The organism is Pseudomonas fluorescens (assembly GCF_902498195.1).
GTDB lineage: Bacteria > Pseudomonadota > Gammaproteobacteria > Pseudomonadales > Pseudomonadaceae > Aquipseudomonas > Aquipseudomonas fluorescens_BU.
In genome coordinates this window covers 77,633-102,101 of the sequence record NZ_CABVIY010000005.1, presented here as the reverse complement: position 1 = coordinate 102,101, position 24,469 = coordinate 77,633, and the positions used below count along the sequence as shown (strand labels likewise).

Here is a 24,469-nt window from a genome sequence, read left to right as displayed (position 1 = left end):
CATGAACGTTTAATTTTTCTGGTTGGCAGATGCGGACGACTGAAGGGTCTTTAGCAAGGGCTGTGCCCGGTCGGGAAAAGGCAGGGAAATGTCGGTTTAGAGCGCTTGCATGGGTGGGTGGCGCACCAGGAAGGGACGCGCCTGGCGCGTTGGTGCGCCGTGCTGCGCCACATTGGGGCGCAGAAATTGTGCGCGACACGGGTCCAGTGTGGGAGCGGGCTTGCTCGCGAAGGCGTTGTGACAGACAACATCTATGGCGACTGACACGCCCTCTTCGCGAGCAAGCCCGCTCCCACAGTTTTGAATGTGGTGAATCAGCGGCGGCGCATCAGGCCGATGAAGAACAGCCCGCCAATGGCGGCGGTGGCGACGCCGATGGGCAGGTCTTCGGGGGCGATCAGGGTACGGGCGGCGACGTCCACCCATACCAGGAACACGCTGCCGAGCAACACGCACACCGGCAGCAATCGACGATGTTCAGCCCCCACCAACCGCCGCGCAATGTGCGGCACCATCAACCCGACGAAACCGATCGAGCCGCTGATGGACACCAGCACCCCGGTCATCAGCGAGGCGATCACAAACACCCACAGGCGCACAGTCCTGGCATTCAACCCCAGCGTCACCGCCGTCTGTTCGCCCGCCATCAAGGCATTCAACGACCGCGCCATGCCCAGCAGCAAGACCAGGCCGAGCAGTACGCTGATCGCTGGTACGGCCAGCAGTTCCCAACGCGCCAGCCCGAGCCCGCCGAGCATCCAGAACATCACCGCCGAACTGGCGCGGTGATCGCCGAGAAACAGCAGCAGGTTGGCGATGGCCATCATCACGAACGACACCGCCACGCCGCACAGCAGCAGGCGATCGCTGTCCAGGCGGCCATGGCGGCTCGCGATCAGCAGCACCACCACCATGCTCAACAGCGCACCGATGAAGGCGGCGATGGGCAAGGTCAGCAGGCCGACGATTTCGCCGACGTGCAGCACCACGATCACCGCGCCGAGGGTGGCGCCGGACGTGACCCCGAGCAAATGCGGATCGGCCAGCGGGTTACGTGTCACCGCTTGCAGCACCGCGCCGATCAGCGCCAACCCGGCACCCACCAGCGCGCCGAGCAACAGGCGCGGCAGGCGGATCAGCCAGACGATGTGTTCCTGCCCGGCGCTCCAGTCAGGCACGCCTGAACCGAACAGCTTGTGCAGCAGGATCCGCCACACCACCTCCACCGGCACCCGCGCCGGGCCGAACCCCAGCGACACCACGCACGACACCAGCAACAGCGCGCCGAGGGCCATCAGCAACAGCGCATAACGACGGTTGATCATTCGCCGTGGAAACCCTTGGCCAGCGTGGCGACCGCGAGCACGTTGTCGATGCCCGGCGTGGCCTGCACGTAAGGGATGACGATGAAACGCCGGTGCCTGATCGCATCCACCGATTGCAGCGCCTTGTTGTCCAGCAGGAACTGCACTTTCTGTTCGGCGGTCACTTCGCCGTAGTCGACGATCACAATCACCTGTGGATTGCGCTCGACCACGTTTTCCCAATTGACCCGGGTCCAGCTCGCCTCGACGTCGTCGAGCACATTGCGCCCGCCGGCGGCGTCGATCAGGGCTTGCGGCATGCCCAGGCGCCCCGACGTCATGGCCCGGTCTTCGCCGCTGTCGTAGAGGAACACCCGTGGTTTTTCAGCCGGCAGGTCTTTGCGGATCCCGGCGACTTGCGCCTGCATCTGGCCGATCAGGGCATTGGCGCGATCCTGCACGTCGAAGATTTTCCCGAGGTTGCGCAGGTCGTTGTAGGTGTCTTCCAGGCTGGCCGGCGGGCGCTTCATCACAAAGGCGCAGGACTCGGTCAGCTCATAGACATTGATGCCCAGTGGCTGCAGGGTCTGCGGCGTCAGGTCACCGCCCACGCGCATGCCGTAATCCCAGCCGGCGAAGAAGAAATCGACGTTGGCATTGAGCAGGGTTTCCACCGACGGGTATTTGGCCGCCAGTTCCGGCAAGCCATCGAGGATGCCGAGCATGTCGGGCGTCACTGACTTCCAGCCCGACACGCCGCTGTAGCCGGCCATCCGTGGTTTGAGGCCGAGGGCGAGCATCATCTGGGTCATGTTGATGTCGTGGCTGACCGCGTGTTTCGGCGCTTGCTGGAAGGTCACTTCGCGGTTGCAGCTTTGAAGGGTCAGCGGGTAGTGCGTGGCCTCGGCCAATGCCTGGGCACTGCCCAGCATCAGGAAAAGGGACAACAGGGGACGCAAAATCATGGTTGGGTTATCCAGGTGATTCGTGGGTAGCCGTGCAAGGGGTGGTCATCGATCAGGGCATCGACGCCGAATACGTTGCGCAGCAACGCGGTGTTCAGGACCTGTTTCGGCGTGCCGCTGACGACGATGCGGCCGTGGTTGATCACGTACAGCCGGTCACAGAAGGCGGCGGCCAGGTTGAGGTCATGGATGCTTGCCAGGGTGCCGATCTGCAGGCGCTTGACCAGCTGCAACAGCTCCAGCTGATAGCGCGGGTCGAGGTGGTTGGTCGGCTCGTCGAGGATCAGCAATTGCGGCTGCTGGGCCAGGGCACGGGCGAGGATCACCCGTTGTTTTTCACCGCCGGACAGGGTTGAAAACGCGTGGTCTTCGAAGCCCTTGAGGCCCACCGATTCCAGTGCCTGGGCTGCGAGGTGGCGATCCTTGAGCGTATCGCCGTCAAACAGACCTTTGTGCGGCGTGCGGCCCATGGCAACGACTTCGTCGACGGTCAGGCCGAAAGCCTCGGGGAACTCCTGCAACACCACGGCGATGCGTTGCGCGCACCAGCGTGAAGATTGCTTCCAGACGTTGTGATGATCGAGCCTGACCTCGCCGCTTTCCGGTTTGCTGAAACGCCAGGCGCAGCGCAACAGGCTGGTCTTGCCACTGCCGTTGGGGCCGATCAACCCGACGAACTCACCGGCGGCCACGTGCAGCGAGGCATCGCGCAGCTGGAACTGGTGATGACAGTGGCCGTGGCCCAGCGGGGACCAGGTGAGGTGTGTGAGGTTCAGCGAGGTCATGCATTAACTCTGATAGTTGCGGTGATGCAGATGACGCTTTCGCGAGCAAGCCCGCTCCCACCATTGAAATACGTTCCAATGTGGGAGCGGGCTTGCTCGCGAAAGCGGTCTAAAGGAAAAAGAGACGCTAAGTGAACGAAATGCGCGGGCAGTTTACAGCGCCTTCAATCCCGCGCATCTCGTGTGCTTCATGATGAAGTTGAGGCGCTCTCAGTTTGCCGGGTGAAGCGCGACAGCAGCAGCTTGTCGAGCAGCCAGACCACCACCAGCGAAGCCCCCACCAAGGGGAATGCCACCGCCAGGGCGAACATGATGACCATCGCGGTTTTCCATTTCGGCAGGTCATGACGCAGCGGTGGCACGCCGAACTTGCCTTGCGGACGGCGCTTCCACCAGATCACCACGCCGCTGACGGCGCTGAGCAGGATCATCAGGCAGATCAGCAGCACGACGATCTGATTGAACACCCCGAACATCTTGCCTTCATGCAGCATCACGCCGATTTCCGTGGCACGGGCGACGGTGCCGTATTGCTCGTAACGCACATCGGCCAGGACCTTGCCGCTGTACTGATCGACATGCAGGGTGGCGTCGTTGCGCGGGTCATCGGCGAACACCGCGATGGTGAAAACGCCGGTCGCGGTGGTCGGCAAGGTGATGCTGTAACCCGGTTCGACCTTGCTCTGCGTGGCGATGTTTTGCACGTCCTGCAAGCTGATGGTCGGCGCGGCGGGGCCGGTTTGCGCACCGCTGTGGGCCATGTGTTCGGCATGGTCACCGGACATCGGCATCGGCGTGTTTTCCATGGCCCACGGCACGGTCTGGCGGTGAGCCTCGTTGAGGCTGCGCGCCTCGACGTCGGACTTCGGCACGTCATCCCACATCGCCGCCGGAAAGACGTTCCAGACGGCTGCGTATTGCTGGCCCCAGAAACCGGTCCAGGTCATGCCACTGAGCAACATCACCAGCAGCAAGGAAGCGCCCCAGAAACCGGTCACGGCGTGCAAGTCGCGCCACAGCACCCGGCCACGACTGCTCAGGCGTGGCCATAGAATGCCGGCGGCCTGGCCGCGCGGCCACCACAGGAACACTCCGGACACCACCAGCACCACACCCCAGCCGGCGGCCATTTCCACCAGGCGGTCGCCGACGGTGCCGACCATCAATTCGCCGTGAATTGCCCGTGCGATGGCTTGCAGGTTTTTCTTGGCGTCTTGCTCGCCGAGGATGTCGCCACGGTACGGATCGACGAATACGTTCAGCTCTTTGCCGCTGTCGAGCACGACAAACTGGGCGCTGCGTTCGGCGTTCACCGGTGGCAGGTATTGCTTGATGGTGCCTTGCGGATAAGCGTCTTTCACGCGTTTCATCAAGTCATCGGCTGCGACGGTGTGATGCCCGGCAGGAACATTGAGCCAGTTGCTGTACATCACCGAGTCGAGTTGCGGTTTGAACAGGTAAATGGTGCCGGTCAGGGCCAGCATCACCATGAATGGCGCGACAAACAATCCGGCGTAGAAATGCCAGCGCCAGGCCAGGTTGTAGAAATTCACTTTGGGCTGATTCATCACGAGTGCTCCGCGTACTTCGGATCTTTTAGTTATGGTTGGCGGGACTACGCGACGATGGGCGGGGCGCGGGTGCGGGCTCCGGGAAAAATGGTCTGCCGGGCATAGCCCAGGCGCGGGGAAGGGGGGGTGAAATGGCTGGTGGGGGGCGCATCGAACGCCGTGAATGACACGCCACCGGTGAGTGCCGGGCAATTGAACAGCAGGCTGCAATAGCCGCACTTTTCCCAGATGGCGTGATGTCCGGCCTGCGGCGGGCAGTGCTCGGCATCGGATTGCGCGCCGTGCCCGGCGTGGTCCAGCGTGGCCGTATCCATGGGCATGTCCATCGACATGCTCATGGCCGCGCGTGAGTCCATCGGCATCGACTGGGAAACCAGCGGGCCGATGAAGATCATCAACATGGCGAACAGGCTGATCCAGCTGCCGCGCGTCAGGCTCGATGGCTGACGGCGGGGGCTGGATGACCTGGCGCTAAGCGGGCGCATGGGCGTTTTCGGCTCAGTCGGTTACTGGACGTGCGCGTGCTTTTGCGTGCCTTCAGGCGCCTGCTTCTGCACCGCCACTTCAACTTTCACGTCACCGGACTTCTCGAAGTGCATGGTCATCGGGAAGCGCTTGCCGTCGCTCAGCAGGCTGCGGTCTTTCAGGTTCAGCAGCATCACGTGGTAGGCCATCGGTGCGAACGTGACTTCGCCACCCGCAGGGATTTCCACGCTCGGTACATGCTGCATTTTCATCACGTCGTTTTGCATCACGTGCTCGTGCAGTTGCGCCTCGCCTGCAATCGGCGAGTCGACACTGAGGAGGCGATCGGCGGATGTGCCTGCGTTGTGAATCACGAAGTAGGCGGCAACGTTCGGCGCGTTGGGGGGCAATTCCTGCGACCAGGGATGAGCGATTTCCAGCTCCCCGACCTTGTATTCGTGGGCATTGGCGAAGCAGGCAGGCAGCAGCAACGCGGCCACAACGATGAATTTGTTCAGCATGACGGTTCTCCGGAACGATTCAAAACGCAGGTCAATTGCGAAAAGGAATTACACCAGAGGGGATGCGCGGGGATTGAGGCTCGGCCATTGCTGGCGTGGCGACGGCGTATTGAGAGAGGCGGGGGGCATGCTTCGATTGGCTTCGAACTGCGCGAAATACAGTTGCGGAACATGGCCGGGCAACGCCACCAGTGGCGCGGAGCCGGAACAGCACCAGCAATGCTGCATGTTGGAATGATCATCGCTCGGCGAGGTTTGTTTCTCGATTTCACCCAGGGAGATCGCGACCATCTTGGTGCCGCCGGACGAACAGAAACTGCCCCACAACAACTGTTCGGCGGGCGATTTCGCCGACTGCGCCATCGCCCCGCTCATCGGCATGGCGAGCAGATTGAACAGCACTGCGAAGCAGGCTATCCAGGCAATTGCGAGCCGTTGTCGGGACATGGGACAGATCCGTTGGGTGGGCGATCAGGCGCGGCTATTTAGCCTGATCAATGCCGATAAGTAAAAAAGCGGCGTGCGGTGTGGTGTCGCAGTAAAAGTTACGTGCCCCTTGCGCTATCAGTGCGCACGTACCGCATGCACTTGCATATCTACACCAAGCGTAGCGCGAATGACGGCGAAGATCGCTGCCAGGTTGTCCATGCTCGGGTTGCCTTTGGCAGACAACATTCGATGCAGACTTTTACTGGGCTTTGCCGTCTCCTTTGCCAAACCTTCGAAGCCGACAGTGGCATTGACGAGATCACGCAAAATGATCCTGGCCATCTCGGGTTCGCCATTAAGAAACAGCGTAGCAGCCTCATCCAATAATGCCTGTGCGAACTCGGGGTCACGCTGGGCACGCTCGGCAATAGTATGTTTGTAGCTTCGGGTGAGCGCCATGATGTTATCTCCGGTGTCGGTCGGCTGTTTTTCGGGCCCGATATTCGGCAATCAATGATTTGGCCTGTTTGATGTCGGCTTTTTGAGTGGACTTGTCGCCTCCACCGAAAAGGATGATTAGCCGTTTGCCTTCTTGAACAAGATAGATTCTGTAACCGGGGCCCCAATTGATTCGGTATTCGCCAAGGCCATCGAACCACTTGATGTTGGATGTGTTGCCGAGTTCCAGTCTTATCAGCGCATTGGATACCTTAAGCGCGGCCTGCGCATTCAAGGTGCAAAACCAACGCCCGAAGGGGCTTGTTTCGTTGTCCTGCAAGTATTCTTCGAGTGTGATCACAGGCGGCCCTGAAGGTAACAAATAGGTTACTGTTCATGCAAGCCGCTAATCCTGCCTCACTGAGTCAGGGTCGCCAACGCTCCAAGTGTTTCCTCAAACGTCAAAAACTCCCGCTCAACCCCCGGCAACACCGGCCGCTTCAACACCAACACCGGCACTCCACGCTCACGCGCTATTTCCAGCTTCGGTTCAGTCGCGGTGCTGCCGCTGTTCTTGCTGATCAACACATCGATCCGCCGACTTTCGAACAATGCCCGCTCATCGTCGATCAGGAATGGCCCGCGCGCGCCGATCACTTCGCAGCGCTCGTTGCCCGGATACAGGTCCAGCGCTCGCAAGGTCCAGAACTGGTCTGCAGGGATTTCGTCCAGGTGTTGCAAGGGTTCGCGGCCCAGGGTGAACAGCGGTCGGCGGAAGGGTTTCAGGGCCTGGATCAGCTCGGCCCAATCGCCGACTTCGCGCCAGTCGTCCCCGGCCTGGGGCTGCCATGCCGGGCGTCGCAGTGCCCAGCACGCAATACCGCTCAACCGCGCTGCGGTCGCAGCGTTCTGGCTGATTTTTGCCGCGTAGGGATGCGTGGCATCGAGCAGCAGGTCAATCCGTTGGTCGCGGATGAACTGCGCCAACCCTTCGGCACCGCCATAGCCGCCGACGCGCACCTGGCAGGTCAGGTCCGTGGGTATTCGACCGATGCCCGCCAGGCTGTAGATGTGTTCCGGACCGAGGGTCCGGGCGATGGCCAGGGCTTCGGTCACCCCGCCCAGTAACAGCACGCGCTTCATTGAAAGGCTCCGGCATGACCCACAATCCCGCCCTGGCGGTCGATGGCAAATACTTCGACCTGGACCTGCGCCGGCACCACGCTGCGGGCAAAGTCCAGGGCGTGCAGGCACACCGCATCACCCAGGGCGATGCCGGCGGCGCTGGCCATGGCCAGGGCTTGCTGGCTGGTGTTGGCGTCGCGGATGCCTTGCTGCAACGCCGTATCCGCGCCGATCGCGGCGGCCCACTCGGCCAGTTGCGGCAAGTCGATGCTCGAATGCCGGCTGTGCAGGTCCATGTGCCCGGCCGCCAGTTTGCTGATCTTGCCGAAGCCGCCACAGATGCTCAGTTTGTCCACCGGCACTTTGCGCAGGTGTTTGAGCACGGCGCCGACGAAGTCGCCCATCTCGATCAGGGCGATTTCCGGCAGGTTGTAGACTCGGCGCATGGTGTCTTCGCTGGCGTTGCCGGTGCACGCGGCGATGTGCAGGTAGCCGTTGGTTTTGGCCACGTCGATGCCCTGGTGGATCGAGGCAATGTAGGCCGCACAGGAAAACGGCCGGACAATGCCACTGGTGCCGAGGATCGACAGACCGCCGAGAATCCCCAGGCGCGGGTTCATGGTCTTGAGTGCCAGCGCTTCGCCGTTTTCGACGTTGACCGTGACTTCGAAACCCCCGTGATAACCCGATTCCGTCGCGAGTCGGGTCAGGTGATCGGTGATCATTTTGCGCGGTACCGGGTTGATCGCCGGTTCGCCAACCCCCAGCACCAGCCCGGGACGAGTCACGGTGCCAACACCGCGCCCGGCCTTGAAATCAACGCCGGGTTCCGCGCGCAATCGCACCCGGGAATAGAGCAGGGCGCCATGGGTGACGTCGGGATCGTCGCCGGCATCCTTGAGGGTGCCGGCCTCGGCGCCGTCGTCCACCCGCCGGCAGAACTCCAGGCGCATCTGCACCTGTTTGCCCTTGGGCAAGGTGATTTCCACCGCGTCCGCCGTCGCGCCCGCAAGCAGCAGGCGTGCCGCCGCGAGGCTGGTCGCCGTGGCGCAGCTGCCCGTGGTCAGGCCACTGCGCAGCGGCGCGGGTTGTTCGGCGGTTTCATCACGCATCGCGAGGTTTCGTCATGTCCAGCAGGGTGATCGGCAAGGCCTGGCGCCAGGTGTCGAAGTCGCCCAGCGGTTGCGCCTGGGCGATATGAATGCGCGTCAGCTCCCCGCCATGTTGTTCACGCCACGCCATCAGGGTCATTTCACTTTGCAGGGTGACCGCGTTGGCGACCAGTCGGCCTCCCGGCTTGAGGGCCGCCCAGCAAGTGCCCAGCACGCCTTCGCGGGTAACGCCACCGCCGATGAAAATGGCGTCCGGACGTTCCAGTCCCTCAAGGGCTTGCGGCGCCCGGCCGCGAATCAGTTGCAAGCCGGGCACGCCGAGGGCATCGCGGTTGTGCTCGATCAATGGCTGGCGTCCTTCGTCGGCCTCGATGGCCAGCGCCCGGCAACTGGGATGGGCGCGCATCCATTCGATGCCGATCGAGCCACTGCCGGCGCCGACATCCCACAGCAATTCGCCAGGCACCGGGGCCAGACGGGCGAGGGTGATGGCGCGCACGTCGCGTTTGGTCAGTTGGCCGTCATGCTTGAACGCAGAATCCGGCAACCCGGCGAGGCGTGACAGGCGCGGTGTGTTCGGCTCGGCAATGCAGTCAATGGCGATCAGGTTCAAGTCGGCGATGGTGCAATCGGACCAGTCGCTGGCGATGCCGTCGATACGTCGCTCGGTTTCAGCGCCCAGGTGTTCCAGCACGCTGAGGCGGCTGGGACCGAAACCCTGTTCACGCAACAGCGCGGCGATGGCGGCGGGGCTTCGGCCGTCGTTGCTCAGTACCAGCAGGCGCGCGCCATTGAACAGTTGGGCGCACAGTGCGGCGACAGGGCGGGCCACCACCGACAGCGTGACCACGTCCTGCAATGGCCAACCCATTCGGGCGGCGGCGAGCGAGCAAGAAGAGGGGGCGGGCAGGATCAGCATGTCATCGCCGGACAGTTTCCGGGCAAGGCTGGCACCCACCCCGAACAACATCGGGTCGCCGCTGGCCAGTACACAGACAGGCTCGCCACGCCTCGCCAGGACGGGGTCCAGGGAAAAAGGGCTGGGCCACAACTGCCGCTCGCCACGGATGCAGGCGGGCAACAAATCCAGTTGCCGTTGCCCACCCATGATCCGCGAAGCGTTCAGCAAAGCGTGTCGGGCATTTTTGCCAAGACCCTTGAAGCCTTCTTCTCCGATGCCTACCACTGTCAGCCAGGGGGTCATGCCATTCCTCTTCCATCAATCGATGCCTAATCAACACCACGCCGGGCTGTGCCGGTGTGGGGGTTGCGCATCATAGCGCGCCGACGGTGGTACACGCCTTTCAACGTGATAGAGCGTTCAACCCGATCACGCTTTGCGCAGGTCGAACCGCTTCATGCGGATCTCGCGCTTTGTTTTTTCGATGCGCGCTCTATTGGCGTTCAGGCCGCCTCTATCCAGCGTCAGGTAAGCGCTTTGCTGGATCATTTTTGTCGAAGGATCTTCCCAGTCATAGAAAAGGAAGCTGCTTTTTTTCATATGCACTACCAATTCAAGATTGAAGACGGCGATGTGGAGACAACCTTTTGAATCGTAGCGTGCAGGTATCACTTGAAAACGCTTGCCCATCAGACTTTCTTCATCCAGCGAGTACAGCGCCGGTTGGTCGGGTTTCAGCGCGTCGAGCGTGTCGATCATGGCGTTTCCTTGTCGGGAATCCTGCATGCGTTGAGCGCTCTGGACCAAAAACTCCGCCACGCTACTGGAATCCATGTAACGGGTGCGGGTCGTGATGGTGTCCTCAAAGGCCGACCAACCCAAGTAGTTCAGTGTATTTACGAATTCATTCAGCCACGCTGTTGAGTTGGCGAAGCGGTTGCTGGCCCTGTCAGCGGAGTTGGTGGCGATCTGTGTGCAATCGGTGAAGTCGTCATAATCCTGTGGTGAAAGTTCACCAATACAGGAGACAAGATTGTGTGCGGTTAATAGTCCAGTCGAAATGCTTCCGTGCATGTGTTGTTCCTCATAGCGATAAAAAAGTGATGTTGGTTTTTGGTGCTCTTTTGAAAGTACAGGAGCTTAAAACGAGGGCTGTGTGGGGAATTGATTTTTGCTGTTAGCGATTGTCTCGCAGCGATTTCCAGTTGAAACGGGTCAGCGGCGTTGAGGATCCAGCGCTTTTCGTCGTCAAGCGGTGCGGGCTTTTCATCCCGCCGGACAAAGCAGGCATAATGCTGTCCTTCATTTCGTACCGGTCATCCTGTGAATCCTCGTCAGACATCCAACCCTTTGCGTCCTTCGGCCTGTCCCGGGTTGTTGCGCATCGTCCAGGCGTCGGACGGCGGTATTTGCCGGATCAAGCTCAACGGTGGCTCCCTGCGCGCATCGCAGGCGGTCGCTGTGGCGGAGGCCGCCGAGCGCTATGCCGGTGGCGTGATCGAGGCGACCAACCGCGCCAACCTGCAGATTCGCGGGATTGGCGGCGAACAGGCTGCCTTGATCGACAGCCTGCTTGCTGCGGGATTGGGGCCCAGCAATGCGGCGGGCGATGATGTACGCAACCTGATGCTCAGCCCCGCCGCCGGGATCGATCGGCTGAGGCTGATCGACACCCGGCCACTGGCCGAACAGATTCTGGCCACGGTGCAAGGCCACGAACGGTTCCACGACCTCAGCGCCAAGTTTGCCGTGCAACTCGATGGCGGCGAGGCCCTGGCCATGCTCGAACACCCCCACGATCTTTGGCTCTCGGCCTTTGAGCGTGACGGCGAGCGGCGTCTGGCATTCGGTCTGGCCGGCTGCCCGACGGACATGCCGGCAGGCTCGGTCGTCCTCGACGAGGGGCATGGCCTGGTGATCGCGGTACTTGAGTTGTTCCTCGACCTGGCGCGCCCCGAGCAAACGCGGATGCGTCATTTGCTGGCCGAGCACTCAATCGCGAGTTTGCTGGCGCAACTGGCCGAGCGTGTATCGATTCAGGCCGTTACCGAATGGCGGCGCGCCGCCGGTTCGAGTGATCTGCACATTGGCGCTCACCCCCAGACCGGCGACGGCGTTGCCTACGTGGGGGCGGTGCCGCCGCTGGGTCGACTGGATCCGGCAACACTGCGGGGCGCTGCACAACTGGCGGATGAATTCGGTGACGGCAGCTTGCGGTTCACGCCGTGGCAGAGTCTGCTGCTGCCCAACATCCCTGGCGAGCACAGCGCTGAAGTGATTCGGCGACTGGAGCAACTGGGCCTGTCGTGCGACGCCGCTCAGCCACTGACCCGGTTGATCGCCTGCACCGGTTCAAACGGCTGTGGCAAGGGCCTGGCCGAGACTAAGGGCGATGCCCTGCAACTGGCGGCGCTGCTGCACCTTCACGGGCACGCGCTGAGCGTGCACCTGAGCGGTTGCGCGCGTTCCTGTGCCGCCGCGCATACCGCGCAGGCTACGTTGCTGGCCGTCGCACCTGGTCATTACGATCTCTATTTTCGCGATGCAGCGCAGCCCGGTTTCGGCGCGCTGCACGCACGCAACCTTACTATTGAAGCGGTCGCCGCCTTGCTCGACGCCCGCTCACGGAGCCCCCTCGATGCTTGATTACATCCGCGACGGTCAGGAGATCTATCGCAACTCCTTCGCGATCATTCGTGAGGAGGCCAACCTCGCGCGAATCCCGGCCGATCTGGAAAAACTCGCGGTCCGGGTGATTCACGCCTGCGGCATGGTCGACGCCATCGACGGCCTACAGTTTTCCATCGGGGCGGGCAAGGCCGGGCGCGATGCGCTGGCGGCCGGTGCGCCGATCCTGTGCGACGCGCGGATGGTCTCCGAAGGCATCACCCGTGCACGGTTGCCGGCCAACAACCCGGTCATTTGCACCTTGCGCGATGAAAGCGTGCCGGCGCTGGCTCGGGAGCTGGGCAACACCCGCTCCGCCGCCGCACTGGAACTGTGGCGCCCGCACCTGGAAGGCAGCGTGGTGGTGATCGGCAATGCGCCGACGGCGCTGTTCTATCTGCTGGAAATGCTCGATGCCGGCGCACCGAAGCCAGCACTGATCCTCGGCTTCCCGGTGGGCTTCGTCGGCGCTGCCGAATCCAAGGCGATGCTCGCGGCGGACAGCCGTGGCGTGCCTTTTGTCATCATGCAAGGTCGCCTGGGCGGTAGCGCCATGGCCGCCGCCGCCGTCAATGCCCTCGCCACGGAGATCGAATGATGCAGCAACCTGGACGTTTGATCGGCCTTGGCGTCGGCCCTGGTGATCCGGAACTGATTACGGTCAAGGCCTTGCGCCTGTTGCGTGAATCGCCGGTGGTGGCGTACTTCGTCGCCAAGGGCAAGAAGGGTAATGCGTTCGGCATCATCGAGGCGCACCTGCAAGAAGCTCAGAATTTGCTGCCGCTGGTTTATCCCGTGACCACTGAAGCCTTGCCCGCCCCGCTTTCGTACGAGCAAGTGATCAGCGACTTTTACGATGACGCCGCCGACAAACTGGCTGCACACCTCGATGCTGGCCGTGACGTCGCCGTGATCTGCGAAGGCGATCCGTTCTTCTACGGTTCCTACATGTACCTGCACGACCGGCTGGCCGAGCGGTATCAGGCCGAAGTCGTGCCGGGCGTCTGCTCGATGCTTGGCGGTGCCTCGGTACTGGGTGCGCCACTGGTGTATCGCAACCAGAGCCTGTCGGTGTTGTCCGGCGTGCTGCCGCACGATGAACTCAAGCGCCGCCTGGCCGATGCCGATGCCGCGGTGATCATGAAGCTGGGACGCAATTTTCCCAAGGTCCGCCTGGTGCTGGAAGAACTCGGGTTGGCCGGGCGGGCGCTGTACGTCGAGCGCGCGACCATGGCGAACCAGAAAATCGTGCCGCTGGATCAGGTCGAGCCGATGTCCTCGCCCTACTTCTCGCTGATCATCGTTCCCGGTGAAAGGTGGCAAGGCTGATGCCCCGTCCAGTTCCGGCGATTGTCATTCTTGGCAATGGCAGCCTCGCCACTGCTCGCAACATTCAAAGCCTCTACCCAGGTGCGCTGATCCACGGGTTGGCCGAGCGCGTCGACGGCGCGGACTGTGTCTACCGCGAATTCGGCACGACCCTGCGTGAGCTTTATCAACAGGACACGCCGATCATTGCCCTGTGTGCCGCCGGGATTGTGATCCGTACGCTGGCGCCATTGTTGCTGGAAAAGGGCGCCGAGCCACCGGTGCTGGCGGTGGCCGAAGACGGCAGTGCCGTGGTGCCCTTGCTCGGCGGTCTCGGTGGCGTGAATGTGATGGCGCGGGAGATCGCCGCGGGATTGAACGTGACGCCCGCCATTACCACCAGCGGTGAACTGCGGTTTGGCACTTGCCTGCTCAATCCGCCCGATGGCTATGCCCTCGGTGATCTGGAGGTGGGCAAGCGGTTTGTCTCCGACTTGCTGGCCGGTGAAACGGTGCGCATCGAAGGTTCGGCACCGTGGCTGGCGCAAGCGCAGTTGCCTGAGGATGACCAGGCGCGCCTGGCGGTGCATGTCAGCCCCGTCGAACGGGCGCCGGCGGCCCACGAACTGCTGATCTATCCACGCAGTGTGTTGGTAGCCGTCAGTGCCGGCGTTGCAGACTTGCCGATCGCGATTCGCTCGGCCTTGCACCAGGCCGGCATTGCTGTGCAGTCGGTGGCCTGCCTGTTGGCGGCCGATACGGACATGGCCAACCCGGCGCTGCGTGAAGCGGCGCTTGAATTGGGTGTGCCGTTGCGATTTACCCATGCTGAAGCGGGGGCTGTTGAGCTTGCCCGCAACGCGATTGCGCAGCCTGTATCCGTTCTGGGTGACAGCAGCATTGCCATAGCGGTCGCCGAACAGCCGCTGGACCTGTTGCAGATCGGCCGCCCACGCGGGCGTCTGGCGGTGATTGGTCTGGGGCCGGGCGCGGCCGAGTTGATGGTGCCAGCGGTTAAATCCGAATTGTCTCGGGCCAATGATGTGCTGGGTTATGAAACCTACGTGCGCATGGCCGGACCGTTCCGCGACGATCAGGTGCTGCATTGCACCGACAACCGAGAAGAAATGCAGCGTGCGCGGCATGCCTTCGAGCTTGCGGCCCAAGGGCGCTCGGTGGTGGTGGTGTCTTCCGGTGATCCGGGGGTTTTCGCCATGGCCGCCGCCGTGCTTGAAGCGCTGCATGAGTCCACCGACGCGGCGTGGCACAACGTCGATCTGGAAATCCTGCCGGGTGTCTCCGCGTCACTGGCCACCGCTGCCCAGGCGGGCGCGCCCTTGGGCCATGACTTCTGCGTGCTATCGCTGTCGGACAACCTCAAGCCCTGGTCGATCATCGAGAAACGCCTGGACCTGGCGGCTCAAGCTGATCTGGCCCTGGCGTTCTACAACCCGATTTCCCGTTCACGTCCCTGGCAGCTTGGACAGGCGCTGGACATCGTTGCCCGTCACCGCGAACCACAGACGCCGGTCGTGCTGGGGCGGGACATCGGTCGTCCAGGTCAGACTTTGCGGGTCACCACGCTGGGTCAACTGAGTGTCGACCAGGTGGACATGCGCACCATGGTGCTCATCGGGTCCTCCACCACGCGTGTAATCCCTCGCCCGGATGGTCGTACCTGGGTGTACACGCCACGCAGCTATGGCGATAAGCTCACGCCCATTCAATAACAACTTTTATATCTTGAGTTGATACCAGATCGTCCAAATCACGGGCGATCTGGCGGGGGTTAATCAAAAGATGCACTGCGCAATAACAGTAGGCCATATACATATGCTGTATTTGGTTGAAGTTGTTGGTAGGTATGATTTGAGTTAGGTTTTGGGCGCTCCGGGATGGAGCGCATTTCATAAATAAAAGGATGTTATGTATGAATGTTTTTGAAAGTTCGGTCAGTGTTTCGCGCAGTGTTGATTTTGTGAAGTCCTGCGTTCGTAAACGCAAGGATAACCTGCCTGTTACAGCGCGTGCGAGGTCATTGGTCTCGGCGGTGGAGTCGAGCCCTACCAAGGAGCTGGATGCATTGGTGCTGGGCAATAGTCTGGTCGGTTACGGTAACAATATCAGCCTCCCAAACATGGCGATCATAGAAAACCTGATCACCATGTCGAAGATGGAAGCCAGCTACGAAGTGCTAGACAAGAAGGATCCCAATGCCTGGTACCTTGAGTTCACCAAGTGCATGGAGGATCTGGGGTGTTTTGTGGCGGATAAAGGTTATTCCAAACTCGCCACCAGTTCGTTGAAGCTACAAATGGATAATGTCATGGTTGATATCATTCAGGCTGCAGTCGAGGCAGCAAAAGCTGCCATTCCAGGCGCGAGCGTGCTGAGTGCCGTAACAAACTCAACACTGGATGCATTGAAGAAAGAGCCTGAAGCGATCAATTTATTGAATGCCGAATCGAAGAGTGCTGAGGGGGTGCGGTTATCCACTATTCCCTGCGAGCAACTGGCGAATGGCATTATCTTGATTGCGGTGGCGGCTATCGACCATCGAGGCGGCAGTGATGATGGGGGAGTGTTGTTTGTCGATTGGAAAACTTCGTCGCTCGACGTTTTCCATGGAAAGTCCTACATCACGTTCAATCCCGCCCGATATGCGGAAATAAAGCCATATATAGAAGAGTATCTCGGCAAACACCGCAAGGAAGTTCTGGTCAAGCGCTTCAGCCGGCGCAAGTGACGGTGTCAGGGCAGCCGGTCGACCCTCGATCGGCTGTTCCTACGGAACCAGATAGCCCCTGACCCCGGTAAAAATGATCTGCGCCGCCAGCGCGCACACGAACAAGCCCATCAAGCGGCTGACAATCTGCAACCCCTGATCACCCAGAATGCGCTCGATACGGTTGGAGAGGTACAGCACCACGCCCACCGTAAAGCTGGCCAGCGCAATGCTGATAATCGCCATGAGCTTGTCGTCCCAGTGCGGCTGGCTGACGCCCATCACCAGCAAGGCACCGATGGTGCCGGGGCCCACCGTCAGCGGGATGGTTAGCGGGACGATGGTGACGTCCTGCTGCACGTTGTCGGTCTGCACCGCCGATTTGCCCTGGGCCATGCCCAGTGCCGAGATGAACAGCACGCTGCCGGCACCGATGCGGAACGCATCGACGGTGATGCCGAAGACGCTGAAAATCACCCGGCCAAACAAATACAGCAACACACTGGAGACCAGCGTGGCGATCGCCACTTTCCAGGCCAGCCGGCGTTGTTCCTTGCGCGAGTAGCCGCGAGTCAGGCTGATGAAGCAGGACAACACGAAGAACGGGCTGTAGAGCACCAGCATCTTCAGGTAAACACTGAACAACACGTGGAGCATGGTGCAAGCTCACTGGCGAGGGAAGTCGAGGGGGAGTCTATCAGGCGTTACGGGGTCTGTCGGCTCAGGACGTGGATGTCGTGGTACGGCTCTGCAGGTCGCGCTGGGCCACCCAGTGTTCGATCAGTTCACGCAGCTGCGAGAGTTCCACCGGTTTGGCCATGTGCCCGTCCATGCCGGCCTGGCGCGCGCGCTCCTTATGTTCGGCGAGGATGTGGGCGGTCAACGCGACCACGGGGGTGCGGGTCCGCTGGTTGCCCACTTCCCAGGCACGCAACTGCTGGGTGGCGGAGAAGCCGTCGAGGATCGGCATTTCGCAGTCCATCAGCACCAGGTCGTAACGCTGGGCCTTCATTGCTTGCAAGGCTTCTTCGCCATTGCTGGCCGTGTCCGGTTGCAGGTTGAGCTTGCCCAGCATGCCGCGGATCACCTTGGTCGAGATGCTGTTGTCTTCGGCGACCAGGATGCGGAAATCGCTTGGCACCTTGACTGGCAGTGTCGGGCCGGACGACGTCATCGGCATGACCGCGAGGCCTTTGTTGCGTTGGTTCAGTTCGTCGGCCAGGGTGGTCTTGAGGGTGTAGCCAGCCACCGGTTTGGCAAGGATGCGTTTGACCCCCGAGTTGCGAGCGATGATCTTGCTGGGCGCATTGCTGATACCCGTGAGCATGATCAACAGGATGTCGTGGTTCAGGCTCGGGTCTTCCTTGATCTTGGCGGCCAGTTGCATGCCGGTCATGCCGGGCATGTTCTGGTCCAGCAGGACCACGTCGAAATAGTCTCGCAAGTGCGCCTTGGTGCGCAGCAGGGCCAGGGCTTCCTTGCCTGACGCCACCGCACTGACGTTCAGGCCCCAGGCGCTGCACTGCTGCACCAGGACCTTGCGACAGGTGTCGTTGTCATCCACCACCAGGACCCGTGCGCCTTGCAGCGGGCCGTCGAGGTCGGAGGTCGGGTGTTCGAGGCGATCCGGGTCCAGCGGCAAGGTCAGCCATAAGGTGCTGCCCTGGTTGCTGCCGCTCTTGATGCCGAATTCGCCGTGCATCAAGCGAATCAGCTGGCGGGCGATGACCAGCCCCAGATTGCCACTCAGGCGATTGGCCGAGAGGAAATGCTTGCTATGCAGTTCGGCATGCATCAACGCATCGCGCTCTTCGGCGTCCATGGGTTCGCCGCTATCCTGCACGGCGATGCGCAGGCGTGGCTTGGCACTGCGCTCGTCGAGCGCGACGACGATCAGGATTTCGCCTTCATCGGTCTTCTTCAGGGCGTTTTCAAGCAGGCTCAACAGGGTCTGGCGCAGGCGTGTCGGATCGCCGCTGATGACCCGCGGTACTTGCGGCTGGATGAAACTGATCAGCTCGACGTTCTGCTGTTCGGCCTTGGCGCGGAAGATACTCAGGCAGTCTTCGATCAGCGCGTTGAGATCGAACTGCACGTCGTCGAGTTCAATCTGTCCGGATTCGAGTTTGGAGATATCGAGGATTTCGTTGATCAGCGTCAGCAGTTCGTTGCCGGCACTGTGGATAGTCTGTACGTAGTCGCGCTGCTTGACCGAGAGAGGCGTGCCGAGCAGCAGCTCGGTCATGCCCAGTACGCCGTTCATCGGGGTGCGGATTTCATGACTGATCTTGGCCAGGAACTCGGCCTTGGCGTTGATCTCGGCGTTGCTGGCCGCCAGGTCGCGGCTGATGCTGAAGCGGTCTTCGGTGATGCGCCGCTGACGCTCGCTGAGGGCAATGCTCATCAGCAGGCCGCTGATGCAAATGAACGTCAGGAGGGTGGTGATCAGGCCATGGGGTTCGATCAGGGTCAGCCCGAGCAGTGCGGGCAGGATGATCAGCGTCCCGAGGTTGAACACCACCATGGCCGCCACGAACAGCCGCGCCGGGCGATAGCCTTTCTGCCAGTGATAGGCGCTGGCGAACAACATGGTCAGGCCCGCCAGGGCGACCAGGCCATAGGTGATGATGTTCAGTGGCAAGGTGTTGACGAAAAGCAGCAGCAGGCCGCAAATCGTAATGAATAGAATTTCGCCCAGTATCAGTTTGTTCAGCGGATGCGGGCCGAGGGGGGCGAAGAAACGATAGGCGAACATCAGGCCGCTGGGGGCCGTCAGTAACAGGGCGAGGTAGGCCCCCGGTGTTTTCAGGGCTTGCCAGTCCGGCAGCCAGGGGCCCGCCAGGTTCAGCAGCAGCACCAGGCTCAGCATCAGCAGAGCCTCGCAGGTCGCCAGCCAGACACTGCTGCGCGAGCGGGTGTAGGCGTAGCGGATGAGGTTGTGCAGGATCAGCATGGCGATACAGCCCAGCAGCAGGCCATAGAGTAGCGACTGGTTCTGGCTGGCCGCGGTCATGACCGCCGATTGCAGGGTGATATAGGGGCGTAACTGGTGCTCGGAGACCAGTCGCAGGTAAACATCGAGGGGGTTGTCGGTTTGCGGCAACGGCAGCATGAAGTCGCTGCTGGGCAGCGGCCGGTCAGCCTGGGGCTGTTTGTTGCCGGTAACCGATTGCTCGATCAGCTTGTCGCCGTCCAGCACATACATATTGAGTTGCAGCAGGTCGGGGGCGAACACTCTCAGCAATTGTTCATGCTTGCCGGGTGCAAGGCGGAAGCGAAGCCAGAGCGCGCCATCGGGCTCGGCGGCCGTGAGGCGGTCGAGTTCGATGGGGCTGAATTGGTTGGTGTAGCGGGCGGAACGGATGTCGCTCAGCTGCAGGTCGCCCTGTTCGTCAAGCAATACGCCCCAGCCACTGCCTTGCGCGGCCTGGGCCGGGAGCATGCAGAGCAGGATCAGCAGGGTGACGGTGAATCCTATGGCAATCCTGAGCCAGCGCACGGCGAAATCCCTTCGTAGGTTGATGCCAGAATATAACTATGCGCGGCGCCGGAATAGTCAGGCAAGGGCCCAAGGCCCTTGCCCGGCTGAATGGGTAGCTTATTCCTGATTTTCGCCACGCTCGCGGGCAATGGCACGGTAGCCAATGTCCTTGCGATAGAAGCAGCCTTCCCAATCAATGCTGGCCGCCAGCTTGTATGCCTGCTGTTGAGCGGCATCGACGCTGGCGCCCATGGCGGTGGCGCAAAGTACGCGACCACCGGCCGTCACCACTTGACCGTCCTTGAGTGCAGTGCCGGCGTGGAAGACTTTGCCTTCCAGTGCCGCTGCCGCATCCAGGCCCTGAATGGCAGAGCCCTTGGCGTAGTCACCAGGATAGCCGCCCGCGGCAAGTACGATGCCGACGCTCGGACGTGGATCCCATTGTGCTTCAACCTTGTCCAGCGCCTGTGCCAGGGCTGCTTCGACCAGCAGCACCAGGCTCGACTGCAGACGCAGCATGACCGGCTGGGTCTCAGGGTCGCCGAAACGGCAGTTGAACTCGATCACTTTCGGGTTGCCAGCCTTGTCGATCATCAGGCCCGCGTACAGGAAGCCAGTGTAGACGTTTCCTTCCTCGGCCATGCCGCGAACCGTCGGCCAGATCACCAGGTCCATGACGCGCTTGTGCACGTCACTGGTGACAACCGGAGCAGGGGAATAGGCGCCCATGCCGCCGGTGTTCGGACCGGTGTCGCCGTCGCCGACGCGTTTGTGGTCCTGGCTGGTGGCCATTGGCAGGACATTCTTGCCGTCGACCATGACAATGAAGCTGGCCTCTTCGCCGTCCAGGAACTCTTCGATCACCACGCGCGAACCGGCATCACCGAAGGCATTACCCGCCAGCATGTCGCGCACGGCGTCTTCGGCTTCGGACAGGGTCATGGCAACGATCACGCCTTTGCCGGCGGCCAGGCCGTCGGCCTTGATCACGATGGGTGCGCCTTTTTCACGCAGGTAAGCCAGGGCCGGCTCGATCTCGGTGAAATTCTGGTAGTCGGCGGTCGGGATCTTGTGGCGTGCCAGGAAATCCTTGGTGAACGCTTTCGAGCCTTCCAGCTGGGCGGCGCCAGCGGTCGGGCCGAAGCAATCCAGGCCACGGGAGCGGAACAGGTCGACGACGCCGGCGACCAGCGGTACTTCCGGGCCGACGATGGTCAGGGAAACGTTCTTCTCGGCGAAGTCGGCCAGCTGTTCCAGGGCCAGCACGTCGATGGCGACGTTTTCGCATTTGGCTTCAATGGCGGTGCCGGCGTTGCCGGGTGCCACGAACACCTTCTGCACGCGCGGATCCTGAGCCACTTTCCAGGCCAGGGCGTGTTCACGGCCACCGCTGCCAATGATCAAAACATTCATTTCAAAAACCTCAAATTCTGTAAGGCGCTGCAGTAGCGCTTTATGTGGGAGCGGGCTTGCTCGCGAAAGCGGTGTGTCAGTCAACAGGGTCACTGACGACAAATTGCATTCGCGAGCAAGCCCGCTCCCACATTTCGATCAAGTTGAATCAGTGACGGAAGTGGCGCATGCCGGTGAACACCATGGCGATGCCCGCTTCATCAGCGGCTGCAATCACTTCGGCATCGCGCATCGAGCCGCCTGGCTGGATCACCGCGGTCACACCCGCCTTGGCCGCATTGTCCAGGCCGTCGCGGAACGGGAAGAAGGCATCGGACGCCATGACCGAGCCCGCTACCTGCAAACCGGCGTGTTCAGCCTTGATCGCGGCGATGCGAGCGGAGTTCACGCGGCTCATCTGGCCCGCGCCGACACCGATGGTCTGGCGGTTCTTGGCGTAGACAATGGCGTTCGACTTGACGTACTTGGCGACTTTCCAGGCGAAGATCAGGTCGTGGATTTCCTGCTCGGTCGGTGCGCGCTTGGTCACGACTTTCAGGTCATCGGCGCCGATCATGCCGATATCGCGGCTCTGAACCAGCAGGCCGCCGTTGACGCGCTTGTAGTCCCAGGCAGCAGCACGATCCGCCGACCATTCGCCGCAGGCCAGCAGGCGCACGTTGGCTTTGGCCGCGACGATGGCGCGGGCTTCTTCGCTGACGCTCGGGGCGATGATCACTTCGACGAACTGGCGCTCGACGATCGCCTTGGCGGTCTCGGCGTCCAGTTCGCGGTTGAAGGCGATGATGCCGCCGAATGCCGATTCGGTATCGGTGGCGTAGGCCAGGTCGTAGGCCTTGCGGATACCGCCTTCGGCATCAGGGCTGACGGCCACGCCGCACGGGTTGGCGTGCTTGACGATCACGCAGGCCGGCTTGACGAAGCTCTTCACGCATTCCAGCGCGGCGTCGGTGTCGGCCACGTTGTTGTACGACAGTTCCTTGCCTTGCAGTTGGGTCGCGGTGGCGATGCCGACTTCGGCAGGCTTGGCTTCCACGTAGAACGCCGCGCTCTGGTGCGGGTTCTCGCCGTAGCGCATTTCCTGGGCCTTGATGAACTGGCTGTTGAAGGTGCGCGGGAATTCGCTGCGACCGGAGGTCGAGAGGGTGTCAGCGGCCTGGTTCACGGTGCCCATGTAGTTGGCGATCATGCCGTCGTAGGCGGCGGTGTGTTCGAACGCCTTGAGCATCAGGTCGAAGCGCTGGGCGTAGGTCAGGCCGCCGGCCTTGAGGTTTTCCAGTACGCTGGCGTAATCGCTGGCGTTGACCACGATGGCCACGTCTTTGTGGTTTTTCGCAGCCGAACGGACCATGGTCGGGCCGCCGATGTCGATGTTCTCGATCGCGGTCGGCAGGTCGCAGCCTGGCTTGTTGATGGTCGCTTCGAACGGGTAGAGGTTGACCGCCACCAGGTCGATCGGCTTGATGCCGTGCTCGTTCATGATGGCGTCGTCGATACCGCGACGACCAAGGATCCCGCCGTGGATTTTCGGGTGCAGGGTTTTCACCCGGCCATCCATCATTTCCGCGAAACCGGTGTAATCAGCGACTTCCACTGCGGCAACGCCGTTGTCCTGCAGCAGCTTGAACGTCCCGCCGGTGGAGAGGATCTCGACGCCCAGGGCTTCAAGCTCCTTGGCGAATTCGAGGATCCCGGTCTTGTCGGAAACGCTGATCAAGGCGCGGCGGATCGGCAGGCGGGTAGTCTGGTCGGTCATCTCAATTTCCATCAAAAGCAAAGGAGTCAGCAAAAAAGGCGACCGGTTTTACGCGGGCGCCTTTCTGGTTTGATTGAATGCTTACAGCAAATCGTACTGCTTGAGTTTCTTGCGCAGCGTGCCCCGGTTGAGTCCGAGCATCTCGCTGGCCTTGGTCTGGTTGCCCTTGACGTAGTTCATCACGCACTCGAGCAGGGGAGCCTCGACTTCGGAGAGCACCAGGTTGTACACATCCGTGACGGCAGCGCCCTCAAGGTGGGCGAAATAATTGTGCAGCGCTTTCTCGACACTCCCGCGAAGGGTCTGGCCTTCTTCGCTTGGGGTATTGAGGTGCTGTTTCAAATTCACGTTGTCGCTCACGGGTGTTGTTCCACTCACTAAAGTCTCGGTCATCATCGTCATGCGGCCACCCACTCTCCGTCCCCTGTCAGGCTCTTGTAACGTTCGGCGAAGAAGCCCTGAACGTTGGCGCATTGTGCTTCCGTATCTTCCAAACGATTGAAGTGGGCGCGAAACTCCCTGGCGCCCGGCAAGGTTGCGAGATACCAGCCCACATGCTTTCGAGCAATGCGTACGCCCATCACGTCTCCATAGAAGGCGTGCAGCGCAGCCAGATGCTCTAGCAGGATGCGTTCCACTTCGATCAGCTCCAGCGCCGGGAGCTTCTCGCCGGTGCGCAGGAAATGGTCGATCTCGCGAAAAATCCATGGCCGCCCCTGGGCAGCCCGGCCAACCAGCAGGCCATCGGCACCGGTCGCGTCGAGCACGTAGCGGGCCTTTTCCGGCGAGTCGATATCGCCGTTGGCGAAGACCGGAATCGACACCGCCTGCTTGATCGCGGCGATGGTGTCGTACTCGGCTTCACCGGTGTACAGGTCGGCACGGGTGCGGCCATGAACCGCCAGCGCCGTAATGCCTGCCTGCTCGGCGATCTTCGCCACCGTCAGGCCGTTCTTGTTGCTCCGGTCCCAGCCGGTGCGGATCTTCAGGGTCACCGGCACATCGACCGCAGCCACGACGGCCTGCAGGATCTCGGTAACCAGTGCTTCATCCTTCAACAGGGCGGAACCGGCGGCCTTGTTGCAGACCTTCTTCGCCGGGCAACCCATGTTGATGTCGATAATCTGTGCGCCCAGCTCGACGTTGGCCCGGGCCGCGTCCGCCAGCATCTGTGCGTCACCACCGGCGATCTGCACCGAGCGTGGCTCGGGATCACCTTCGTGGATCATGCGCATCCGCGACTTGCGGGTGTTCCATAAACTCATGTCGCTGGTGACCATTTCAGAGACTACTAGTCCCGCGCCCAATCGCTTGCACAGCTGACGAAAGGGTTGGTCGGTGACGCCCGCCATGGGGGCGAGAATCAAGCCGTTGTGTAATGTGTATGGACCGATGCGTACCGCCGACATAGGACTTCCCTGTTGTGGGGCCGGATCATGAGAGTTCGAAAAAGGGTTGGCATGATACCCGCTCTCGATGACTGGATAAAGGCTGAATTGAACA

Annotated in this window: 24 protein-coding genes; 5 read left to right on the top strand and 19 right to left on the bottom strand. The window is 61.6% G+C overall.

Going from position 1 to position 24,469, the window contains the following annotated elements; all coding sequences use genetic code 11:
• Nucleotides 1-314 precede the first annotated feature (314 nt).
• From F8N66_RS19220 to F8N66_RS19160, 13 genes are all read right to left on the bottom strand, one after another.
• Complete coding sequence (locus F8N66_RS19220) at nucleotides 315-1,325, bottom strand: FecCD family ABC transporter permease (RefSeq protein WP_150771701.1); 1,011 nt, start codon at nucleotides 1,323-1,325, stop codon at nucleotides 315-317.
• The gene (locus F8N66_RS19215; protein WP_150771700.1) at nucleotides 1,322-2,269 is read right to left on the bottom strand and encodes an ABC transporter substrate-binding protein; all 948 of its coding nucleotides are present in this window, start codon (nucleotides 2,267-2,269) and stop codon (nucleotides 1,322-1,324) included. Before F8N66_RS19215 ends, F8N66_RS19220 begins: the two co-directional genes overlap by 4 nt.
• Nucleotides 2,266-3,054 carry an ABC transporter ATP-binding protein gene (locus F8N66_RS19210; RefSeq protein WP_150771699.1) on the bottom strand — a complete coding sequence of 263 codons (789 nt, stop codon included), beginning with the start codon at nucleotides 3,052-3,054 and terminating at the stop codon, nucleotides 2,266-2,268. The genes F8N66_RS19215 and F8N66_RS19210 overlap by 4 nt, the downstream gene beginning before the upstream one ends.
• A 188-nt stretch (nucleotides 3,055-3,242) precedes the next feature.
• Nucleotides 3,243-4,622, bottom strand: a complete 1,380-nt coding sequence (locus F8N66_RS19205) for a PepSY-associated TM helix domain-containing protein (RefSeq protein WP_150771698.1) — start codon at nucleotides 4,620-4,622, stop codon at nucleotides 3,243-3,245.
• Nucleotides 4,623-4,669: 47 nt separating this feature from the next.
• The gene (locus F8N66_RS19200; RefSeq protein ID WP_150771697.1) at nucleotides 4,670-5,110 is read right to left on the bottom strand and encodes a DUF2946 domain-containing protein; all 441 of its coding nucleotides are present in this window, start codon (nucleotides 5,108-5,110) and stop codon (nucleotides 4,670-4,672) included.
• A 21-nt stretch (nucleotides 5,111-5,131) separates the two neighbouring features.
• Nucleotides 5,132-5,611 (bottom strand): copper chaperone PCu(A)C, encoded by a 480-nt coding sequence (locus F8N66_RS19195; protein WP_150771696.1) that lies wholly within the window; start codon nucleotides 5,609-5,611, stop codon nucleotides 5,132-5,134.
• Nucleotides 5,612-5,659: 48 nt separating this feature from the next.
• Nucleotides 5,660-6,058 carry a DUF2946 domain-containing protein gene (locus tag F8N66_RS19190; protein WP_150771695.1) on the bottom strand — a complete coding sequence of 133 codons (399 nt, stop codon included), beginning with the start codon at nucleotides 6,056-6,058 and terminating at the stop codon, nucleotides 5,660-5,662.
• Between the two features lie 117 nt (nucleotides 6,059-6,175).
• Nucleotides 6,176-6,499 (bottom strand): DNA-binding protein, encoded by a 324-nt coding sequence (locus F8N66_RS19185; protein WP_150771694.1) that lies wholly within the window; start codon nucleotides 6,497-6,499, stop codon nucleotides 6,176-6,178.
• Nucleotides 6,500-6,503: 4 nt separating this feature from the next.
• On the bottom strand, nucleotides 6,504-6,839 hold the full coding sequence (locus tag F8N66_RS19180; protein ID WP_150771693.1) for a type II toxin-antitoxin system RelE/ParE family toxin: 336 nt from the start codon (nucleotides 6,837-6,839) through the stop codon (nucleotides 6,504-6,506).
• A 56-nt stretch (nucleotides 6,840-6,895) separates the two neighbouring features.
• The gene (locus F8N66_RS19175) at nucleotides 6,896-7,621 is read right to left on the bottom strand and encodes a cobalt-precorrin-6A reductase (RefSeq protein WP_150771692.1); all 726 of its coding nucleotides are present in this window, start codon (nucleotides 7,619-7,621) and stop codon (nucleotides 6,896-6,898) included.
• Nucleotides 7,618-8,715: a cobalt-precorrin-5B (C(1))-methyltransferase gene (locus F8N66_RS19170; RefSeq protein ID WP_150771691.1), complete on the bottom strand. Its 1,098-nt coding sequence runs from the start codon at nucleotides 8,713-8,715 to the stop codon at nucleotides 7,618-7,620. Before F8N66_RS19170 ends, F8N66_RS19175 begins: the two co-directional genes overlap by 4 nt.
• Nucleotides 8,708-9,919 carry a precorrin-6y C5,15-methyltransferase (decarboxylating) subunit CbiE gene (gene cbiE / locus F8N66_RS19165; RefSeq protein WP_150771690.1) on the bottom strand — a complete coding sequence of 404 codons (1,212 nt, stop codon included), beginning with the start codon at nucleotides 9,917-9,919 and terminating at the stop codon, nucleotides 8,708-8,710. Before cbiE ends, F8N66_RS19170 begins: the two co-directional genes overlap by 8 nt.
• Nucleotides 9,920-10,045: 126 nt before the next feature.
• Nucleotides 10,046-10,690, bottom strand: a complete 645-nt coding sequence (locus F8N66_RS19160) for a hypothetical protein (protein ID WP_150771689.1) — start codon at nucleotides 10,688-10,690, stop codon at nucleotides 10,046-10,048.
• Nucleotides 10,691-10,939: 249 nt separating this feature from the next.
• Here F8N66_RS19160 and cobG point away from each other — a divergent pair, with 249 nt between their 5' ends.
• The 5 genes from cobG (at nucleotide 10,940) to F8N66_RS19135 (ending at nucleotide 16,337) form a co-directional block, all read left to right on the top strand.
• Complete coding sequence (gene cobG, locus F8N66_RS19155) at nucleotides 10,940-12,262, top strand: precorrin-3B synthase (RefSeq protein ID WP_150771688.1); 1,323 nt, start codon at nucleotides 10,940-10,942, stop codon at nucleotides 12,260-12,262.
• Complete coding sequence (locus tag F8N66_RS19150) at nucleotides 12,255-12,881, top strand: precorrin-8X methylmutase (RefSeq protein WP_150771687.1); 627 nt, start codon at nucleotides 12,255-12,257, stop codon at nucleotides 12,879-12,881. The genes cobG and F8N66_RS19150 overlap by 8 nt, the downstream gene beginning before the upstream one ends.
• Nucleotides 12,881-13,612 carry a precorrin-2 C(20)-methyltransferase gene (locus F8N66_RS19145; RefSeq protein WP_150772074.1) on the top strand — a complete coding sequence of 244 codons (732 nt, stop codon included), beginning with the start codon at nucleotides 12,881-12,883 and terminating at the stop codon, nucleotides 13,610-13,612. Before F8N66_RS19150 ends, F8N66_RS19145 begins: the two co-directional genes overlap by 1 nt.
• A complete protein-coding gene (cobJ, locus tag F8N66_RS19140) occupies nucleotides 13,612-15,321 on the top strand; it encodes a precorrin-3B C(17)-methyltransferase (protein ID WP_150771686.1) in 1,710 nt (569 codons plus the stop codon). Before F8N66_RS19145 ends, cobJ begins: the two co-directional genes overlap by 1 nt.
• A 200-nt stretch (nucleotides 15,322-15,521) precedes the next feature.
• Nucleotides 15,522-16,337 (top strand): hypothetical protein, encoded by an 816-nt coding sequence (locus F8N66_RS19135; protein ID WP_191623027.1) that lies wholly within the window; start codon nucleotides 15,522-15,524, stop codon nucleotides 16,335-16,337.
• Nucleotides 16,338-16,376: 39 nt separating this feature from the next.
• Here the strand turns inward: F8N66_RS19135 and F8N66_RS19130 are convergent, their stop codons facing one another.
• The 6 genes from F8N66_RS19130 to dusB form a co-directional block, all read right to left on the bottom strand.
• Nucleotides 16,377-16,973, bottom strand: a complete 597-nt coding sequence (locus F8N66_RS19130) for a MarC family protein (RefSeq protein WP_150771685.1) — start codon at nucleotides 16,971-16,973, stop codon at nucleotides 16,377-16,379.
• Nucleotides 16,974-17,037: 64 nt separating this feature from the next.
• Nucleotides 17,038-19,815 (bottom strand): hybrid sensor histidine kinase/response regulator, encoded by a 2,778-nt coding sequence (locus F8N66_RS19125; RefSeq protein WP_150771684.1) that lies wholly within the window; start codon nucleotides 19,813-19,815, stop codon nucleotides 17,038-17,040.
• 99 nt (nucleotides 19,816-19,914) lie between these two features.
• Nucleotides 19,915-21,210, bottom strand: coding sequence for a phosphoribosylamine--glycine ligase (gene purD, locus F8N66_RS19120; RefSeq protein ID WP_150771683.1), 1,296 nt, complete (start codon nucleotides 21,208-21,210; stop codon nucleotides 19,915-19,917).
• A gap of 148 nt (nucleotides 21,211-21,358) precedes the next feature.
• Nucleotides 21,359-22,966 (bottom strand): bifunctional phosphoribosylaminoimidazolecarboxamide formyltransferase/IMP cyclohydrolase, encoded by a 1,608-nt coding sequence (gene purH, locus F8N66_RS19115; RefSeq protein WP_150771682.1) that lies wholly within the window; start codon nucleotides 22,964-22,966, stop codon nucleotides 21,359-21,361.
• Between the two features lie 81 nt (nucleotides 22,967-23,047).
• Nucleotides 23,048-23,368, bottom strand: coding sequence for a DNA-binding transcriptional regulator Fis (fis, locus tag F8N66_RS19110; protein ID WP_015093301.1), 321 nt, complete (start codon nucleotides 23,366-23,368; stop codon nucleotides 23,048-23,050).
• Nucleotides 23,365-24,375 (bottom strand): tRNA dihydrouridine synthase DusB, encoded by a 1,011-nt coding sequence (gene dusB, locus F8N66_RS19105; RefSeq protein ID WP_150771681.1) that lies wholly within the window; start codon nucleotides 24,373-24,375, stop codon nucleotides 23,365-23,367. Before dusB ends, fis begins: the two co-directional genes overlap by 4 nt.
• Nucleotides 24,376-24,469 lie beyond the last annotated feature (94 nt).

What these genes read in the sequence shown, in the direction of transcription:
- F8N66_RS19220 (WP_150771701.1), bottom strand. Translation starts at nt 1,325, where the DNA reads ATGATCAACCGTCGTTATGCGCTGTTGCTGATGGCCCTCGGCGCGCTG.
- F8N66_RS19215 (WP_150771700.1), bottom strand. Translation starts at nt 2,269, where the DNA reads ATGATTTTGCGTCCCCTGTTGTCCCTTTTCCTGATGCTGGGCAGTGCC.
- F8N66_RS19210 (WP_150771699.1), bottom strand. Translation starts at nt 3,054, where the DNA reads ATGACCTCGCTGAACCTCACACACCTCACCTGGTCCCCGCTGGGCCAC.
- F8N66_RS19205 (WP_150771698.1), bottom strand. Translation starts at nt 4,622, where the DNA reads ATGAATCAGCCCAAAGTGAATTTCTACAACCTGGCCTGGCGCTGGCAT.
- F8N66_RS19200 (WP_150771697.1), bottom strand. Translation starts at nt 5,110, where the DNA reads ATGCGCCCGCTTAGCGCCAGGTCATCCAGCCCCCGCCGTCAGCCATCG.
- F8N66_RS19195 (WP_150771696.1), bottom strand. Translation starts at nt 5,611, where the DNA reads ATGCTGAACAAATTCATCGTTGTGGCCGCGTTGCTGCTGCCTGCCTGC.
- F8N66_RS19190 (WP_150771695.1), bottom strand. Translation starts at nt 6,058, where the DNA reads ATGTCCCGACAACGGCTCGCAATTGCCTGGATAGCCTGCTTCGCAGTG.
- F8N66_RS19185 (WP_150771694.1), bottom strand. Translation starts at nt 6,499, where the DNA reads ATGGCGCTCACCCGAAGCTACAAACATACTATTGCCGAGCGTGCCCAG.
- F8N66_RS19175 (WP_150771692.1), bottom strand. Translation starts at nt 7,621, where the DNA reads ATGAAGCGCGTGCTGTTACTGGGCGGGGTGACCGAAGCCCTGGCCATC.
- F8N66_RS19170 (WP_150771691.1), bottom strand. Translation starts at nt 8,715, where the DNA reads ATGCGTGATGAAACCGCCGAACAACCCGCGCCGCTGCGCAGTGGCCTG.
- cbiE (WP_150771690.1), bottom strand. Translation starts at nt 9,919, where the DNA reads ATGACCCCCTGGCTGACAGTGGTAGGCATCGGAGAAGAAGGCTTCAAG.
- F8N66_RS19160 (WP_150771689.1), bottom strand. Translation starts at nt 10,690, where the DNA reads ATGCACGGAAGCATTTCGACTGGACTATTAACCGCACACAATCTTGTC.
- F8N66_RS19150 (WP_150771687.1), top strand. Translation starts at nt 12,255, where the DNA reads ATGCTTGATTACATCCGCGACGGTCAGGAGATCTATCGCAACTCCTTC.
- F8N66_RS19145 (WP_150772074.1), top strand. Translation starts at nt 12,881, where the DNA reads ATGCAGCAACCTGGACGTTTGATCGGCCTTGGCGTCGGCCCTGGTGAT.
- cobJ (WP_150771686.1), top strand. Translation starts at nt 13,612, where the DNA reads ATGCCCCGTCCAGTTCCGGCGATTGTCATTCTTGGCAATGGCAGCCTC.
- F8N66_RS19135 (WP_191623027.1), top strand. Translation starts at nt 15,522, where the DNA reads ATGAATGTTTTTGAAAGTTCGGTCAGTGTTTCGCGCAGTGTTGATTTT.
- F8N66_RS19130 (WP_150771685.1), bottom strand. Translation starts at nt 16,973, where the DNA reads ATGCTCCACGTGTTGTTCAGTGTTTACCTGAAGATGCTGGTGCTCTAC.
- purD (WP_150771683.1), bottom strand. Translation starts at nt 21,210, where the DNA reads ATGAATGTTTTGATCATTGGCAGCGGTGGCCGTGAACACGCCCTGGCC.
- purH (WP_150771682.1), bottom strand. Translation starts at nt 22,966, where the DNA reads ATGACCGACCAGACTACCCGCCTGCCGATCCGCCGCGCCTTGATCAGC.
- fis (WP_015093301.1), bottom strand. Translation starts at nt 23,368, where the DNA reads ATGACGATGATGACCGAGACTTTAGTGAGTGGAACAACACCCGTGAGC.
- dusB (WP_150771681.1), bottom strand. Translation starts at nt 24,375, where the DNA reads ATGTCGGCGGTACGCATCGGTCCATACACATTACACAACGGCTTGATT.